The organism is Pseudomonas sp. FDAARGOS_380 (assembly GCF_002591235.1).
In the GTDB taxonomy this organism is placed as follows: domain Bacteria; phylum Pseudomonadota; class Gammaproteobacteria; order Pseudomonadales; family Pseudomonadaceae; genus Aquipseudomonas; species Aquipseudomonas salmasensis.
Genome location: NZ_CP023969.1, coordinates 5,252,359 through 5,268,222, shown reverse-complemented (window position 1 = coordinate 5,268,222; position 15,864 = coordinate 5,252,359). Strand labels below are relative to the sequence as shown.

Annotated in this window: 9 protein-coding genes; 6 read left to right on the top strand and 3 right to left on the bottom strand. The window is 62.1% G+C overall.

Going from position 1 to position 15,864, the window contains the following annotated elements; translation table 11 throughout:
* Positions 1-99: 99 nt before the first annotated feature.
* From CRN80_RS24680 to CRN80_RS24655, 6 genes are all read left to right on the top strand, one after another.
* Positions 100-1,398, top strand: a complete 1,299-nt coding sequence (locus CRN80_RS24680; protein ID WP_098951648.1) for an MdtA/MuxA family multidrug efflux RND transporter periplasmic adaptor subunit — start codon at positions 100-102, stop codon at positions 1,396-1,398.
* Positions 1,395-4,496 carry an MdtB/MuxB family multidrug efflux RND transporter permease subunit gene (locus CRN80_RS24675; RefSeq protein WP_047710745.1) on the top strand — a complete coding sequence of 1,034 codons (3,102 nt, stop codon included), beginning with the start codon at positions 1,395-1,397 and terminating at the stop codon, positions 4,494-4,496. The genes CRN80_RS24680 and CRN80_RS24675 overlap by 4 nt, the downstream gene beginning before the upstream one ends.
* Positions 4,493-7,600 carry an efflux RND transporter permease subunit gene (locus CRN80_RS24670; RefSeq protein ID WP_098951647.1) on the top strand — a complete coding sequence of 1,036 codons (3,108 nt, stop codon included), beginning with the start codon at positions 4,493-4,495 and terminating at the stop codon, positions 7,598-7,600. Before CRN80_RS24675 ends, CRN80_RS24670 begins: the two co-directional genes overlap by 4 nt.
* On the top strand, positions 7,597-9,138 hold the full coding sequence (locus CRN80_RS24665) for an efflux transporter outer membrane subunit (RefSeq protein WP_081089377.1): 1,542 nt from the start codon (positions 7,597-7,599) through the stop codon (positions 9,136-9,138). The genes CRN80_RS24670 and CRN80_RS24665 overlap by 4 nt, the downstream gene beginning before the upstream one ends.
* Positions 9,139-9,429: 291 nt before the next feature.
* Positions 9,430-11,526, top strand: a complete 2,097-nt coding sequence (locus tag CRN80_RS24660; RefSeq protein ID WP_098951646.1) for a bifunctional diguanylate cyclase/phosphodiesterase — start codon at positions 9,430-9,432, stop codon at positions 11,524-11,526.
* Positions 11,527-11,580: 54 nt separating this feature from the next.
* Positions 11,581-12,327 (top strand): SDR family oxidoreductase, encoded by a 747-nt coding sequence (locus CRN80_RS24655; protein WP_032892040.1) that lies wholly within the window; start codon positions 11,581-11,583, stop codon positions 12,325-12,327.
* Positions 12,328-12,339: 12 nt separating this feature from the next.
* On the opposite strand, the gene CRN80_RS24650 is transcribed toward CRN80_RS24655, so the two are convergent.
* The 3 genes from CRN80_RS24650 to ccoG all read right to left on the bottom strand — a co-directional run bounded on the left by CRN80_RS24650 (position 12,340) and on the right by ccoG (position 15,859).
* Positions 12,340-12,828 (bottom strand): hypothetical protein, encoded by a 489-nt coding sequence (locus CRN80_RS24650; RefSeq protein ID WP_256588551.1) that lies wholly within the window; start codon positions 12,826-12,828, stop codon positions 12,340-12,342.
* A 63-nt stretch (positions 12,829-12,891) separates the two neighbouring features.
* On the bottom strand, positions 12,892-14,301 hold the full coding sequence (gene mapR, locus CRN80_RS24645) for a GntR family transcriptional regulator MpaR (RefSeq protein ID WP_032892039.1): 1,410 nt from the start codon (positions 14,299-14,301) through the stop codon (positions 12,892-12,894).
* Between the two features lie 148 nt (positions 14,302-14,449).
* Positions 14,450-15,859, bottom strand: coding sequence for a cytochrome c oxidase accessory protein CcoG (gene ccoG / locus CRN80_RS24640; protein ID WP_098951645.1), 1,410 nt, complete (start codon positions 15,857-15,859; stop codon positions 14,450-14,452).
* Between the last annotated feature and the right edge of the window lie 5 nt (positions 15,860-15,864).

Here is a 15,864-nt window from a genome sequence, read left to right as displayed (position 1 = left end):
AACGTTGTAAGCCTAAGGTAAATAGCCGGTAAAGGTGCTTTTCTAAACGCACCCCAGTGCTTATCTTTCAGCCTCCCGAAGAAGAAGCTCTCACCCCCAATGGTTGATCACTCCATGCAATCCTCCTCCCGCAACTCCCGCCGCTGGCTGTTTGGCCTGCTCGTGCTGCTGGTTATCGCCGGCCTGTGCTGGAAATTCTGGCCCAGTGGCGCGGCCCATAAAGATGCTCCGGCGGGGCACACGGGCAAGACCGGCATGGCGCGCCCGGGCTTCGGTGGTTCCACCGGGCCGGTACCGGTGCGTGTGGCACCGGCGGTGCTGGGGGAGTTCCCGGTGTACTACAAGGCCCTGGGGACGGTCACGGCGCTGAACACCATTAATGTGCGCAGCCGGGTGGGCGGTGAGCTGGTCAAGATCGCCTTTGAGGAAGGGCAGATGGTCAAGGCCGGCGACCTGCTGGCAGAAATCGACCCACGCAGCTACCAGAACGCTTTGCTCCAGGCCCAGGGCACCTTGCTGCAGAACCAGGCCCAGTTGAAGAACGCCCAGGTCGATGTACAGCGTTATCGCGCCCTGTACGCGCAAGACAGTATCGCCAAGCAAACCCTGGACACCGCCGAAGCGCTGGTTCTGCAATACCAGGGCACGGTCAAGACCAACCAGGGCGCGGTGGACGACGCCAAGCTCAACCTGGAATTCACCAAGATCCGTGCGCCCATCAGTGGCCGCGTCGGTTTGCGCCAGCTGGACGTCGGCAACCTTGTGGCCGCCAACGACACCACCGCCCTGGCGGTGATCACCCAGACCCAGCCGATCAGCGTGGCCTTCACCCTGCCGGAAAATACCCTGGAAACCGTGCTGGCCCGTTACCACGCCGGCAACAAATTGCCCGTGGAAGCCTGGGACCGTAGCGACGTGAAAAAACAGGCGGTCGGTGTACTGCAAAGCCTGGACAACCAGATTGATGTGACTACCGGCACGCTGAAATTCAAGGCGCGTTTCGATAACAAGGACCAGGCGCTGTTCCCCAACCAGTTCGTCAATGTGCATCTGCTGGCCGACACTTTGAAGAACGTGGTGCTGGCGCCCTCCGCGGCGATCCAGTTCGGCAACAATGGCACCTTTGTCTACAAGCTCGACGGCGACAAGAAGGTCAAGGTCCAGCCGCTGGTGGTAGGTGACACCGATGGCGAAAACACTGTGATCAAGGAAGGCCTGGCCGCTGGCGACCGCGTGGTACTGGAAGGTACTGACCGCCTTAAGGACGGCAGCGAGATCGAAGTGGTCAACGCCAGCAGCGAGGTGCCGACCACCCCGACCGAACACCTGCAAGGCAAGCCCGCAGCGAAAGGGGAGACCGGCGCTGACGCCGGCAAGGCGCAAAAGGTCGGTTCATGAACCTGTCGCGCCTGTTCATCCTTCGCCCGGTCGCCACCACGCTGAGCATGCTGGCCATTGTCCTGGCCGGCATCATCGCGTACCGCTTGCTTCCGGTATCGGCCTTGCCCCAGGTGGATTACCCGACCATCCGGGTGATGACCCTGTACCCCGGCGCCAGCCCCGACGTGATGACCAGCGCGGTCACCGCACCGCTGGAGCGCCAGTTCGGGCAGATGCCCGGGCTGACCCAGATGGCGTCCACCAGCTCCGGCGGTGCCTCGGTGCTGACCCTGCGTTTCAACCTCGACATCAATATGGATGTCGCCGAGCAACAGGTGCAGGCCGCGATCAACGCCGCCACCAACCTGCTGCCCAAGGATTTGCCGGCGCCGCCGGTGTACAACAAGGTCAACCCGGCAGATACCCCGGTGCTGACCCTGGCAATCACCTCCAAGACCATGTTGCTGCCCAAGCTCAATGACCTGGTCGACACGCGCATGGCGCAGAAAATCGCGCAGATCAGCGGTGTCGGCATGGTCAGCATCGCCGGTGGCCAGCGCCAGGCCGTGCGCATCAAGGTCAACCCCGAGGCCCTGGCGGCCAACGGCTTGAACCTGTCGGACGTGCGCGCCCTGATCGCCGCCTCCAACGTCAACCAGCCCAAGGGTAACTTTGACGGCCCCACCCGCGTGTCGATGCTCGACGCCAACGACCAGTTGGTTTCGCCTGAGCAATATGCCGAACTGATCCTGGCCTACAACAATGGCGCACCGCTGCGGCTCAAGGATGTGGCGCAGATCGTCGACGGCGCCGAAAACGAGCGCCTCGCCGCTTGGGCCAACGAGAACCAGGCTGTGCTGCTCAATATCCAGCGCCAGCCGGGTGCCAACGTGATCGAGGTGGTGGACCGCATCAAGGCCCTGCTGCCCAGCATCACCGACAACCTGCCGGCCGGCCTGGACGTGACGGTGCTCACCGACCGCACTCAGACCATCCGCGCCTCGGTCAAAGACGTACAACATGAGCTGCTGATCGCCATTGCCCTGGTGGTGATGGTGACGTTCCTGTTCCTGCGCCGGGTCAGCGCCACGATCATTCCGTCCATCGCCGTGCCGCTGTCCCTGGTGGGCACCTTTGGCGTGATGTACCTGGCCGGATTCTCCATCAATAACCTGACGCTGATGGCCCTGACCATCGCCACCGGGTTTGTGGTGGACGACGCCATCGTGATGCTGGAGAACATCTCGCGCTATATCGAGGAAGGCGAGACGCCGATGGCGGCCGCGCTCAAGGGCGCCAAGCAGATCGGTTTCACCCTGATATCCCTGACCTTGTCGCTGATTGCGGTGTTGATCCCGCTGCTGTTCATGGCTGATGTGGTCGGGCGGCTGTTCCGTGAATTTGCCATCACCCTGGCCGTGGCGATCCTGATTTCCCTGGTGGTGTCCCTGACGCTCACGCCGATGATGTGCGCGCGCCTGCTCAAGCGCGAACCCAAGGAAGAAGAGCAGGGCCGCTTCTACAAAGCCAGCGGCGCCTGGATTGATTGGCTGATCGAAGCCTATGGCCGCAAGCTGCAATGGGTGCTCAAGCACCAGCCGCTGACGTTGCTGGTGGCGATCGCCACCCTGGGCCTTACGGTGGTGCTGTACCTGGTGGTGCCCAAGGGCTTTTTCCCGGTGCAGGACACCGGGGTGATCCAGGGCATTTCCGAGGCGCCGCAGTCGATTTCCTTTGCGGCCATGAGCCAGCGCCAGCAGGAGTTGGCGAAGATCATTCTCGCCGACCCCGCAGTCGAGAGCCTGTCGTCCTACATTGGCGTGGACGGCGATAACGCCACCCTCAACAGCGGGCGCTTGCTGATCAACCTCAAGGCCCACGGCCAGCGCGACTTGAGCGCGGCCCAGGTGATCACGCGCTTGCAACCGCAAATCGACAAGCTGGTGGGCATCCGCTTGTTCATGCAGCCGGTGCAGGACCTCACCATCGAGGACCGGGTCAGCCGTACCCAGTATCAGTTCAGCATGTCCTCGCCGGACGCCGAGCTGCTGGCGTTGTGGAGCGGCAAGCTGGTGCATGCCCTCAGCCAGTTGCCGGAACTCACCGACGTGGCCAGTGACCTGCAGGACAAAGGCTTGCAGGTGTACCTGGTGATTGACCGCGATGCGGCCTCGCGCCTGGGCGTGAGTGTCTCGACCATCACCGATGCGCTGTATGACGCCTTCGGCCAGCGGCAGATCTCCACCATCTACACCCAGGCCAGCCAGTACCGGGTGGTGTTGCAGGCCCAGTCCGGCGAAACCCTTGGCCCGGCGGCCCTCAACCAGATCCATGTAAAAACCACCGATGGTGGCCAGGTACGCCTGTCGAGCCTGGCCCATGTGGAACAGCGCCAGGCACAGTTGGCAATTGCCCATATCGGCCAGTTCCCGGCGGTGATGATGTCGTTCAACCTGGCGCCCGGCGTGGCGCTGGGCAAAGGCGTGGAGCTGATCAACCAGACCCAGAAGGACATTGGCATGCCGGTGGGCGTGCAAACCCAGTTCCAGGGTGCGGCCCAGGCGTTCGAAGCCTCGTTGTCGAGCACCTTGCTGTTGATCCTGGCGGCGGTGGTCACCATGTACATCGTGCTCGGTGTGCTCTATGAGAGCTATATCCACCCGATCACCATCCTCTCGACCTTGCCATCGGCGGCGGTAGGGGCCTTGCTGGCGTTGCTGCTCAGTGGCAATGACCTGGGCATGATCGCGATCATCGGCATTATCCTGTTGATCGGTATCGTGAAAAAGAACGCGATCATGATGATCGACTTCGCCCTCGACGCCGAACGCAACCAGGGCCTGGACCCGCAGACCGCGATCTACCAGGCGGCGCTGTTGCGCTTCCGGCCGATCCTCATGACCACCCTGGCCGCCTTGTTCGGTGCCGTGCCGTTGATGCTCGCCAGTGGCTCCGGCGCCGAACTGCGCCAGCCCCTGGGCCTGGTGATGGTCGGTGGCTTGCTGGTGAGCCAGGTGTTGACGCTGTTCACCACGCCGGTGATCTACCTGTACTTTGATCGTCTTGGCCGGCGCTGGCGCAAAGAGCCACAACGCCTGGAGCCGGTTGAGCCATGAACCTGTCCGGACCTTTCATCCGCCGGCCGGTCGCGACCATGCTGCTGAGCCTGGCGATCATGTTGCTCGGTGGCGTCAGCTTCAACTTGCTGCCGGTGTCGCCATTGCCGCAGATCGACTTCCCGGTGATCGTGGTGTCGGCCAGCTTGCCCGGTGCCAGCCCCGAGGTGATGGCGTCTACGGTGGCCACGCCGCTGGAGCGCTCATTCGGCGCGATTGCCGGTATCACCACCATGAGCAGTTCCTCCAGCCAGGGCTCTACCCGGGTGATTCTGGCGTTCGATTCCGACCGCGACATCAACGGCGCGGCGCGGGAAGTGCAGGCGGCCATCAACGCGTCGCGCAACCTGCTGCCCAGCGGTATGCGCAGCATGCCCACCTACAAGAAGATCAACCCGTCCCAGGCGCCGATCATGGTGCTGTCGCTGACCTCCGACGTGTTGCAGAAAGGGCAGTTGTACGACCTGGCTTCGACCATCTTGTCCCAGAGCCTGTCCCAGGTGCCGGGCGTGGGCGAAGTGCAGATCGGCGGCAGTTCGCTGCCGGCGGTGCGCATCGAGCTGGAACCCAAGGCCCTCGATCAGTACGGCGTCGCCCTGGACGATGTGCGCAACACCATCGCCAACGCCAACCAGCGCCGGCCCAAAGGCTCCCTGGAAGACAGCGAGCGCAACTGGCAGATCCAGGCCAACGACCAGTTGGAAAAAGCCAAGGACTATGAGCCCCTGCTGATTCGCTACCAGGACGGCGCCGCCCTGCGCCTCAAGGACGTGGCGAAGATCACTGATGGGGTGGAAGACCGCTACAACAGCGGCTTCTTCAATAATGATTCGGCGGTGTTGCTGGTGATCAACCGCCAGTCCGGCGCCAACATCATCGAAACCGTGCGGCAGATCAAGGCGCAGTTGCCGGCCTTGCAGGCGGTGTTGCCGTCCAGCGTAAAGCTCAGCCTGGCCATGGACCGTTCACCCGTGATCACCGCCACCCTGCATGAGGCGGAAATGACCCTGCTGATTGCGGTGGGGCTGGTGATCCTGGTGGTGTACCTGTTTTTGGGTAACTTCCGTGCTTCGCTGATCCCGACCCTGGCGGTGCCGGTGTCGCTGGTGGGCACCTTTGCGGTGATGTACCTGTACGGCTTTTCGCTGAACAACTTCTCGCTGATGGCGCTGATTCTTGCCACCGGGCTGGTGGTGGACGATGCCATCGTGGTGCTGGAGAACATTTCCCGGCACATCGACGAGGGCGTGCCACCGATGAAAGCCGCCTACCTGGGCGCCCAGGAGGTCGGCTTTACCTTGCTGTCGATGAACGTGTCGTTGGTGGCGGTGTTCCTGTCCATTCTGTTTATGGGCGGCATCGTCACCAACCTGTTCCGTGAGTTTTCCATCACCTTGTCGGCGGCGATCATCGTCTCACTGATTGTCTCGCTGACCCTGACGCCCATGCTCTGTGCCCGTTGGTTAAAGCCGCATGTGAAGGACCAGCAGACCGGATTGCAGCGCTGGAGTCAGAAGGTCAACGACCGCATGGTCGCCGGCTACGCCACCAGCCTGGATTGGGTGCTGCGCCATCGGCGCCTGACCTTGCTCAGCCTGTTGGTCACCGTGGGCGTGAATATCGCGCTGTACGTGGTGGTGCCCAAAACCTTCATGCCCCAGCAGGACACCGGCCAGTTGATCGGTTTTGTGCGCGGCGACGATGGCCTGTCGTTCAGCGTGATGCAGCCGAAGATGGAGATCTTTCGCCAGGCGGTGCTCAAGGACCCGGCGGTGCTCAGCGTGGCCGGCTTTATCGGTGGCAACCAAGGCACTAACAATGCGGTGATGCTGGTACGCCTCAAGCCGATCGGCGAACGCAAGATCTCCGCCCAGGCGGTGATCGAGCGCCTGCGCAAAGAGGTGCCACTGGTGCCGGGCGGGCGCTTGTTCCTGATGGCCGACCAGGACCTGCAATTTGGCGGCAGCCGCGACCAGACCAGCGCGCAGTATTCCTACATCCTGCAAAGCGGTGACTTGGCCGCGCTGCGCCTGTGGTACCCGAAAGTGGTGGCGGCCATGCGTGAGTTGCCGGAGCTGACCGCCATCGACGCCCGCGAAGGCCGGGGCGCGGCCCAGGTCACGCTGATTGTCGACCGCGACCAGGCCAAGCGCCTGGGCATCGACATGAATATGGTCACGGCGGTGCTCAACAACGCCTACAGTCAGCGGCAGATTTCCACCATCTACGACAGCCTCAACCAGTACCAGGTGGTGATGGAGGTCAATCCCAAATACGCCCAGGACCCGATCACCCTCAACCAGATGCAGGTGATCACCGCCGACGGCGCACGGGTGCCGTTGTCGACCATTGCTCATTATGAAAACAGCCTGGCCGATGACCGCGTCAGCCATGAAGGCCAGTTCGCTTCGGAGAATATCGCCTTCGACATGGCGCCCGGCGTCACGGTGGAGCAGGGCACGGCGGCCATCGAGCGTGCGATTGCCAAGGTCGGGCTGCCCGAAGATGTGATCGCCAAGATGGCCGGCACCGCCGATGCGTTCGCCGCGACCCAGAAAGGCCAGCCGTTCATGATTCTCGGCGCGCTGGTGGCGGTGTACCTGGTGCTGGGTATTTTGTATGAAAGCTACATTCACCCGCTGACCATCCTGTCTACGCTGCCGTCGGCCGGTGTTGGTGCGTTGTTGGCGATCTACCTGCTAGGCGGCGAGTTCAGTCTGATTTCCTTGCTGGGCTTGTTCCTGTTGATCGGCGTGGTGAAGAAAAACGCGATCCTGATGATCGACCTCGCGCTGCAGTTGGAGCGCAACGACGGCATGAGCCCGCTGGAGTCGATCCGCAGCGCCTGCCTCTTGCGCCTGCGGCCGATCCTGATGACTACCCTGGCCGCGATCCTCGGTGCCTTGCCGTTGCTGCTCGGCAGCGGCGACGGCGCGGAAATGCGCCATCCGTTGGGCCTGACCATCATCGGTGGCCTGGTCTTCAGCCAGATCCTGACTCTTTACACCACCCCGGTGGTTTACCTTTACCTCGACCGCGCGCGCCACCGCTTCAACGCCTGGCGCGGCGTGCGTACCGATGCTGCCCTGGACACTGCGCTATGACCGACCCAACCAACGCCCCTGCAACCCCTGTAGGAGCGAGCTTGCTCGCGAAGAACGCCCATGCGCCGCGCTCATCCAGAATGAACGCGTTATCGTTGACGGCTTTCGCGAGCAAGCTCGCTCCTACAGTGGGCCTGGCTATGTTGCTCAGCGCCTGCGCCATCGGCCCCGACTACAAGCGCCCGGAGGTCATCGAGCCGGTGCAATTCAAAGAAGCCCAGGGCTGGCGTCAGGCCAACCCCAGCGACTCCCTGGCCCGCGGCGCCTGGTGGGAGCTGTACGGTGACCGTCAACTCAACGACCTGGTGGTACGCCTCAACGCCTCCAACCAGACCGTCGCCCAGGCCGAAGCGCGTTTTCGTCAAGCAAAGGCCCTGGTGCGCAGCTCACGCGGGGCGTTTTACCCCAGCGTTGACCTGAGCGTTGGCAAGACCCGCGCCAGCCAGGGCACCGGCAGCAGCAGTGCCAGCCTTAGCAGTTCCAGCAGCGGGATTCGCGACACCCTCAATGCGCAGTTGGGTGTGAGCTGGGAGGCGGATATCTGGGGCAAGTTACGCCGTGGCCTGGAGGCCAACGAAGCCAGCGCCGAGGCAAGCTCGGCCGACCTGGCCGCAATGCGCCTGAGCCAACAGTCGGAGTTGGTGCAAAGCTACCTGCAACTGCGGGTCATGGACGAGCAGACGCGCCTGCTGCAAGCCACGTTGGACACCTACCAGCGTTCGTTGAAAATGACCGAAAACCAGTACCGTGCCGGTGTGGCCGGCAAGGACGCCATCGCCCAGGCGCAAACCCAGCTCAAGACCACCCAGGCCAGCCTGATTGACCTGATCTGGCAGCGCGCTCAGTTGGAAAACGCCATTGCGGTGTTGATCGGCGAGGCGCCGGCTAACTTCAATCTGGCTGTGAGCAACGACATCCCGGCCCTGCCGCAGATACCGGTGAGCCTGCCGTCCCAATTGCTGGAGCGTCGCCCCGATATTGCCTCGGCTGAACGCTCGGTCATCGCCGCCAACGCCAATATCGGCGTGGCCAAGGCGGCTTATTATCCGGACCTCAGCCTGAGCCTGCAGGGCGGCTATTCCAGCAGTACGTACGAGGACTGGATCAGCCTGCCGAACCGTTTCTGGTCGGTGGGGCCGAAACTGGCGATGACCCTGTTCGATGGCGGCCAGCGTTCGGCGGAAGTCGACCGCAGCGTGGCCAGCTATGACGAAACCGTGGCCAAGTACCGCCAGACCGTGCTGGACGGTTTCCGTGAGGTGGAAAACTACATGGTGCAGCTCAAGGTGCTCGCCGACGAGGCGGTGGTCAGCAATGAAGCGTTGGAAGCCGCGCGTGAATCGTTGCGCTTGACCGAAAACCAGTACAAGGCCGGGTTGATTGCCTACCTGGACGTGGTTACGGTGCAGGCAACGGCCCTGAGTAACGAGCGTACGGTGTTGACCTTGCTGCAATCGCGCCTGGTGGCCAGTGTGCAGTTGATCGCAGCGCTGGGCGGAGGCTGGGACGGCCAGACCTCCCTGGCCGAAAAGCAGTGACCGACTGTAGGAGCGAGCTTGCTCGCGAAAAACGTCAACGATAACGCGTGTTTGCTGAATGAACGCGGCGTCTGTGAATTTTTCGCGAGCAAGCTCGCTCCTACAGACAACCCCGCATTTTGATGTCCGTGGCGTCGTTGAAAACACCCTGATGAAGCCAGCCGATTGACGCCAGAAACGGCGTCATGGCCCACGGATCAATTAATCACCTGCCTCGGATTCATACTCGCTACAATCGCCCGATTTGCCACCCGGCACGGGCTTTTGCGCCGGTCGCCTGCGAGACGTGCCATGCTGATCGGTAGCTATTCAACCTCCCTTGTCGTGATTTCCCTGTGCGTGGCCATCCTGGCGTCCTACACCGCGTTGGACCTGGCCGGGCGTATCGCGACGGCCAAGGGGCGGGCTGTTTACCTGTGGATCACTGGCGGCGCAGTGGCGATGGGTGTCGGCATCTGGTCCATGCACTTTATCGGGATGTTGGCCCTGCGCCTGCCGTTTGCCCTGGGCTTTGACGTAGCCATTACCCTGTTCTCGCTGTTGATCGCCGTGCTATCCAGCGGGTTTGCGTTATGGCTGGTCAGCCAGCCACGCTTACCGGCCTGGCAACTGGCATTGGGCGCGCTGGTGATGGGCGCCGGTATCGCCAGCATGCATTACACCGGCATGGCCGCGATGCGTATGACGCCGGGCATTGATTACGACCCGGCCTTGTTCGGCGCTTCGTTGATGATCGCGGTGGTGGCTTCCGGCGCCGCGCTGTGGATTGCCTTCAACCTGCGGCGCAACACACCTTATGTACGGCTGGCACGGGGTGGCGCCGCCGTGGTGATGGGCGTGGCTATCGTGGGGATGCACTACACCGGGATGGCTGCGGCACGCTTTGCCGATGGCAGCTTCTGCGGCGCCGCATTGACCGGCCTGAGCGGCAAGGGCCTGGATAACCTGGTCTTGGTCACTTCGCTGGCGGTGCTGGTCATTGCGCTGTTGACCTCGGTGCTGGATGCGCGCCTGGAAGCGCGCACCGCCGTGCTCACCGATTCCCTGACCCTGGCCAACCAGGAACTCACCCACCTGGCCCTGCATGACATGCTCACCGGCCTGCCTAACCGCACGTTGCTGGCTGATCGCATTCAACAAGGCATCCAGGCGGTGAACGAGCGGGGCGGTTGCTTTGCCTTGATGTTTATCGACCTGGATGGTTTCAAGCCGGTCAACGATGCCTTTGGTCATCACCTGGGCGACCAGTTGCTGCGCGAGGTCGGCTTGCGCTTGCGCGAGGATTTGCGCAGCCAGGACACCCTGGCCCGCATCGGCGGTGATGAGTTTGTGTTGCTGGTGCAGCTCACCCAGCCCGACGATGCCATGGGCTTGGCCGAGCGCCAGGTGAGCCTGATCAACCGCCCGTTCACGGTGGCCGACCATGAGCTGCAAATCTCGGCCAGCATCGGTATCGCCATGTTCCCGGGCAACGGTAATAACCCCCAGGAACTGCTGATGAACGCCGACGCGGCGATGTATCACGCCAAGGGCATGGGCAAGAACGGCTACAGCTTCTTCGATGTGTCGATGAACACCAACGCGCGCAAACAACTGCAATTGCTGCAAGACCTGCGCAATGCCCTGGAGCAGGGGCAGTTTCGTTTGCACTACCAACCCAAGTTCGACGCCGTCAGCGGTGTTGCCGTAGGGGCCGAGGCGCTGTTGCGCTGGGAGCATCCGCAACAGGGCTTGCTGATGCCCGCTACGTTTATTGCACTGGCGGAGAAAACCGGGCTGATCATTCCCATCGGCGAGTGGGTACTCGATGAAGCCTGCCGCCAGATGCGCGTGTGGTACGCCCAGGGCTATGAGAGCTGGCGCATCGCCGTCAATCTGTCGGCGCTGCAGTTCTGCCATGCCGGGCTGGTCAACAGCGTAGCGGCGGCGCTGGAGCGTCACCACTTGCAGGCCAACAGCCTCACGCTGGAAATCACCGAGACCACCGCCATGAGCGATGCCGATGCGAGCATGACGGTGTTGCAGCAGCTCTCGGACATGGGCGTGGACCTGTCCATCGATGACTTCGGCACCGGTTACTCCAGCCTGATGTACCTCAAGCGCCTGCCGGCCAACGAGTTGAAGATCGACCGCGGTTTTGTGCGTGACCTGGAACACGACAGCGACGACGCGGCCATCGTCTCGGCCATCGTGGCCCTGGGCCAGGCCCTTGGCCTGCGAATTGTCGCTGAAGGCGTGGAGACCGATATGCAGCAGGACTTCCTCACCCGCCTGGGGTGTGACTCCTTGCAAGGTTATTTGTTAGGGCACCCGTTGCCGGCCGACAGCTTCATGGCCAATATCCGGCGCACCGAAGAGCCGGTAGCGCCTGACAAAAGCGTTAAGTGAAAGGTATTCTTGGATCCAACCCTAAACATCCGGTTGAATCAGGAGGCCGCAGCCATGGACAAAGTCGTCATCATCACGGGGGGCAGCCGTGGCATTGGCGCCCAGACAGCATTGCTCGCGGCGCGCCAGGGCTATCGCATCTGCATCAACTACCAGGCGGATGAAGACGCTGCCCACCATGTACTTGATCAGGTCCGCGCATTGGGCGCCCAGGCGATTGCCGTGCGGGCCGATGTCAGCATCGAGGATGAAGTGATCGGCCTGTTCAATCGCGTTGATGCGGAGCTGGGCCGGGTCACCGCGCTGGTCAATAACGCCGGCACCGTGGGGCACAAGTCGCGGGTCGATGAAATGTCCGAGTTTCGTATCCTCAAAATCCTCAAGACCAATGTGTTGGGCCCGATCCTGTGTGCCAAGCACGCGGTGCTGCGCATGTCGCCCCGCCATGGCGGGCAGGGCGGCAGTATCGTCAACGTGTCGTCGGTGGCGGCGCGGCTGGGCTCGCCGGGTGAGTATGTCGACTACGCCGCCTCCAAGGGCGCGCTGGATACCTTCACCATCGGCTTATCGAAAGAGGTCGCAGGTGAGGGTATCCGTGTCAACGCGGTACGCCCTGGCTATATCTTTACCGACTTCCATGCCCTGAGCGGCGACCCGGACCGGGTCAGCAAGCTGGAGTCGGGCATACCCATGGCGCGGGGCGGGCGCCCGGATGAAGTGGCGGAGGCGATTATTTGGTTACTGTCGGACAAGGCGTCGTATTCCACCGGAACATTCATTGACCTGGGCGGTGGCCGTTAAGGCGCTGGCCGATCAGGTCCGCAGCGTGCGCAGCACCTCGTAGCCGTACCAGGAGAACTGCCGGAGCAGGTCGGCTTCGGAGTGCTTCACCACGCCATAGCCGCAGTTGGAAAAACCCTCGATATGGCCATTGCGGCTATCGCTGCCATTGAGGGTTCGATCATCGACGTTATCGAGAAAACGCAGCACTTTATCCAGATCGTAGGCCGCATCAGCTCTGGCCTGCGGGTCTGGATTGGCTTGCGTCCAGTCGCCGACCTGTCGCTTGAGGTCATCGACGACCTGATAGAACTCGCAGCCCTTGAGGAAGTTTTTTGTCACGCTACTGTGCTCGATGATCGCCTCTGCCGAGCGATGATCACCGGCAGGGCGCCCGCTCGGGCCTTTCATCTGGCGCACCTGCTGTTGTTCCGCCCAGTGCATGTAGTGGTGAGGGACGGGAAAAGGCTTCAGGTTGCGGGGTGCACGTGTGGGCAGTGGGCAGTTTTTCCAGGTAATCACGCGGGTCTCTTTATTCGGTCTGTGGAGGCCTCTGAGTCGTTAAGACGCGACGGTAGGTTCCATTTAGAACGAGCGCACAATCCGCCCTAATGTCTCCATGGCCTTCTCCGAGGCTTCGTTCCACGGGCTGCCATAGTTCAAGCGTATGCAGTTTCTGAAGCGCTGGGTCGCGGAAAAGATCGGCCCCGGCGCAATGCTGATGCCCTGGGCCAGGGCCATCTGGAACAATTTCAGCGAGTCGGTCTGCTCTGGCAATTCCAACCACAAAAAATAGCCTCCGGCAGGTTGGCTGACCCGCGTCTGTGCCGGGAAGTAGCGGGCGATGGCCGCCAGCATGGCGCTTTGCTGTTCTTCCAGGGCGTAGCGCAGTTTGCGCAGGTGCCGGTCATAGCCGCCGTGTTGCAGGTAATCGGCAATCGCCGCCTGGGCCGGCATCGATGGGCACAGCGAGGTCATTAGTTTCAGCCGCTCGACCTTCTGTGCAAAGCGCCCGGCGGCGACCCAGCCCACCCGGTAACCGGGCGCCAGGCTCTTGGCAAAGGAGCCGCAGTGCATTACCAACCCTTCGGTATCGAAGGCCTTGGCCGGTTTCGGCGCTTGTTGCCCGTAATACAGCTCGGCGTAGACGTCATCTTCGATCAACGGCACTTGATGGCTGCGCAGCAATTGCACCAGCGCCTGTTTTTTCTCTTCAGGCAGCGTGGCGCCCATGGGGTTCTGGAAGCTGGTCATGGTCCAGCAGGCCTTGATCGGGTAGCGCTCGAGGCTTTGGGCCAGGGCGTTCAGGTCAATACCGTCGCGCGGGTGTACCGGAATCTCCACGGCCTTGAGCTTCAGGCGTTCAAGCACTTGCAAGCAGGCGTAGAACGCCGGCGCTTCGATGGCGACCAGGTCGCCCGGTTCGGTCACGGCCTGCAGGCACAGGTTGAGCGCTTCGAGGGCGCCGTTGGTGATCAGCAGTTCCTCCATCGGCAGCATCAGGCCGCCGACCATATAGCGCAGGGCAATCTGACGGCGCAGTTGCGGGTTGCCTGGCGACATGTCGGTGACCACCAGGCGCGGGTCCATTTCGCGGCTGGCACTGGCCAGGGAGCGAGCCAGGCGCGGCAGCGGGAACAGCATGGGGCTGGGGAAGGCCGAACCGAAGGGCACGGTGTTGGGGTCTTTGATCGAGTCCAGTACCGAGAACACCAGCTCGCTTACGCCCACATCGGTGGACTCATGCACCTGCTCACTCACCACCGGTTCGGAAAACGGGCTGGGCGCATGGGTGTTGACGAAGTAGCCAGAACGCGGGCGGGCGCGAATCAGGCCACGACGCTCCAGCAAATAGTAGGCCTGGAACACGGTGGACGGGCTGACGCCGTAGGCCTGGCTGGCATAGCGCACCGATGGCACGCGCTGGCCGGGGCCGAGGACGCCGGAGCGGATCAGTTCTGCGATGTCGTCGGCGAATTTTTCGTAGCGTTTCATGGCGGCCTAATTAGCTTTTTGAATGTATACGCAGGGCAAAACTGTAGGAGCGAGCTTGCTCGCGAAAAACGTCAACGATAACGCGGGCTTTCCTGAATGAACGCGGCGCCGGTGAGTTTTTCGCGAGCAAGCTCGCTCCTACAGTTGATTAGCGATTCAAGGGGGCAACGAAGCGGCTGTCGGCAGCGGTATAAATCCACGGCTCATCCACATCCGTCACTTTAAAACGGATAGCCTGAGAACTGCTGGCCGGTGTGTCCGCCAGCAACGCCACCGACACCGGTACATCGACAATTTCCCCGGGCGCCAGGCTGATCTGGGTCTTGCCTTGCAACTGGAAGCCCTCGGCGTCCACCAGTTCCAGGCGGTAGTCCTGGCGCTGCTGGGTCTTGTTGATCACCTTGAGGCTGTAGATGTTCTCGATCAAGCCCTGGCTGTTTTCGCGGAACATACCACGGTCCTTGGTGACATCCAGCGACACCATCGGCCGTTCAATCAGGGCCACCACCAACGCCGCAATCATCACCAGCAGCACGGCACTGTAGCCGATCAGGCGTGGCCGCAGCAGGTGAGTCTTGCCCCCCTGCAATTGATGCTCACTGGTGTAACTGACTAAACCACGGGCATAGCCCATTTTGTCCATGATCGAATCACAGGCGTCGATGCAGGCCGCGCAGCCGATGCATTCCATTTGCAGGCCGTCGCGGATGTCGATGCCGGTGGGGCATACCTGCACGCACAGTTGGCAGTCGATGCAATCGCCCAGGCCAACCTCGGCTGGCTGCACGTCACGTTTACGCGGGCCACGCTGCTCGCCACGGGCGGCGTCGTAGGAAATGGTCAGGGTGTCTTTATCAAACATCACACTCTGGAACCGTGCATAGGGGCACATGTGCATACACACCGCTTCGCGTAGCCAGCCGGCATTGATGTAGGTGGCGCCGGTGAAAAACAGTACCCAGAACAGGCTCACACCGCCCATCTGCCACGTCAGCAATTCAGCGGCCAAGGGGCGGATCGGGGTGAAATAGCCTACAAACGTCAGCCCGGTCAACACACTGATACCCAGCCACATCGTGTGTTTGGCCGAGCGCCGTGCCAGCTTGTTCAGGCTCCAGGGCGCGGCCTGCAGTTTGATGCGCTGGTTGCGTTCACCCTCGGTGACCTTTTCACACCACATGAACAGCCAGGTGAACGAGCTTTGCGGGCAGGTGTAGCCGCACCAGACGCGGCCGGCAAACACCGTGATTGCAAAGAGGCCGAAGGCACAGATGATCAACAGCGCCGAGAGCAGGATGAAGTCCTGAGGCCAGAACGTCGCACCAAAGATATGAAATTTGCTCTCGGCCAGGTCCCACAGTACGGCTTGGCGCCCACCCCAGTTCAGCCACACGGTGCCGAAAAAAGCCAGGAACAGCAGGCCGGCACCGGCCACGCGCAAGGTGCGAAACAGGCCGGTAAAACTGCGGGTATGGATCAGGTTGTCGCTGGATTTGGCCTTCACCTTCTTTGGGTGAATGGGCTCAAAGGTTTCCACGGTTGGGATTCGTTCGCTCATGGTCG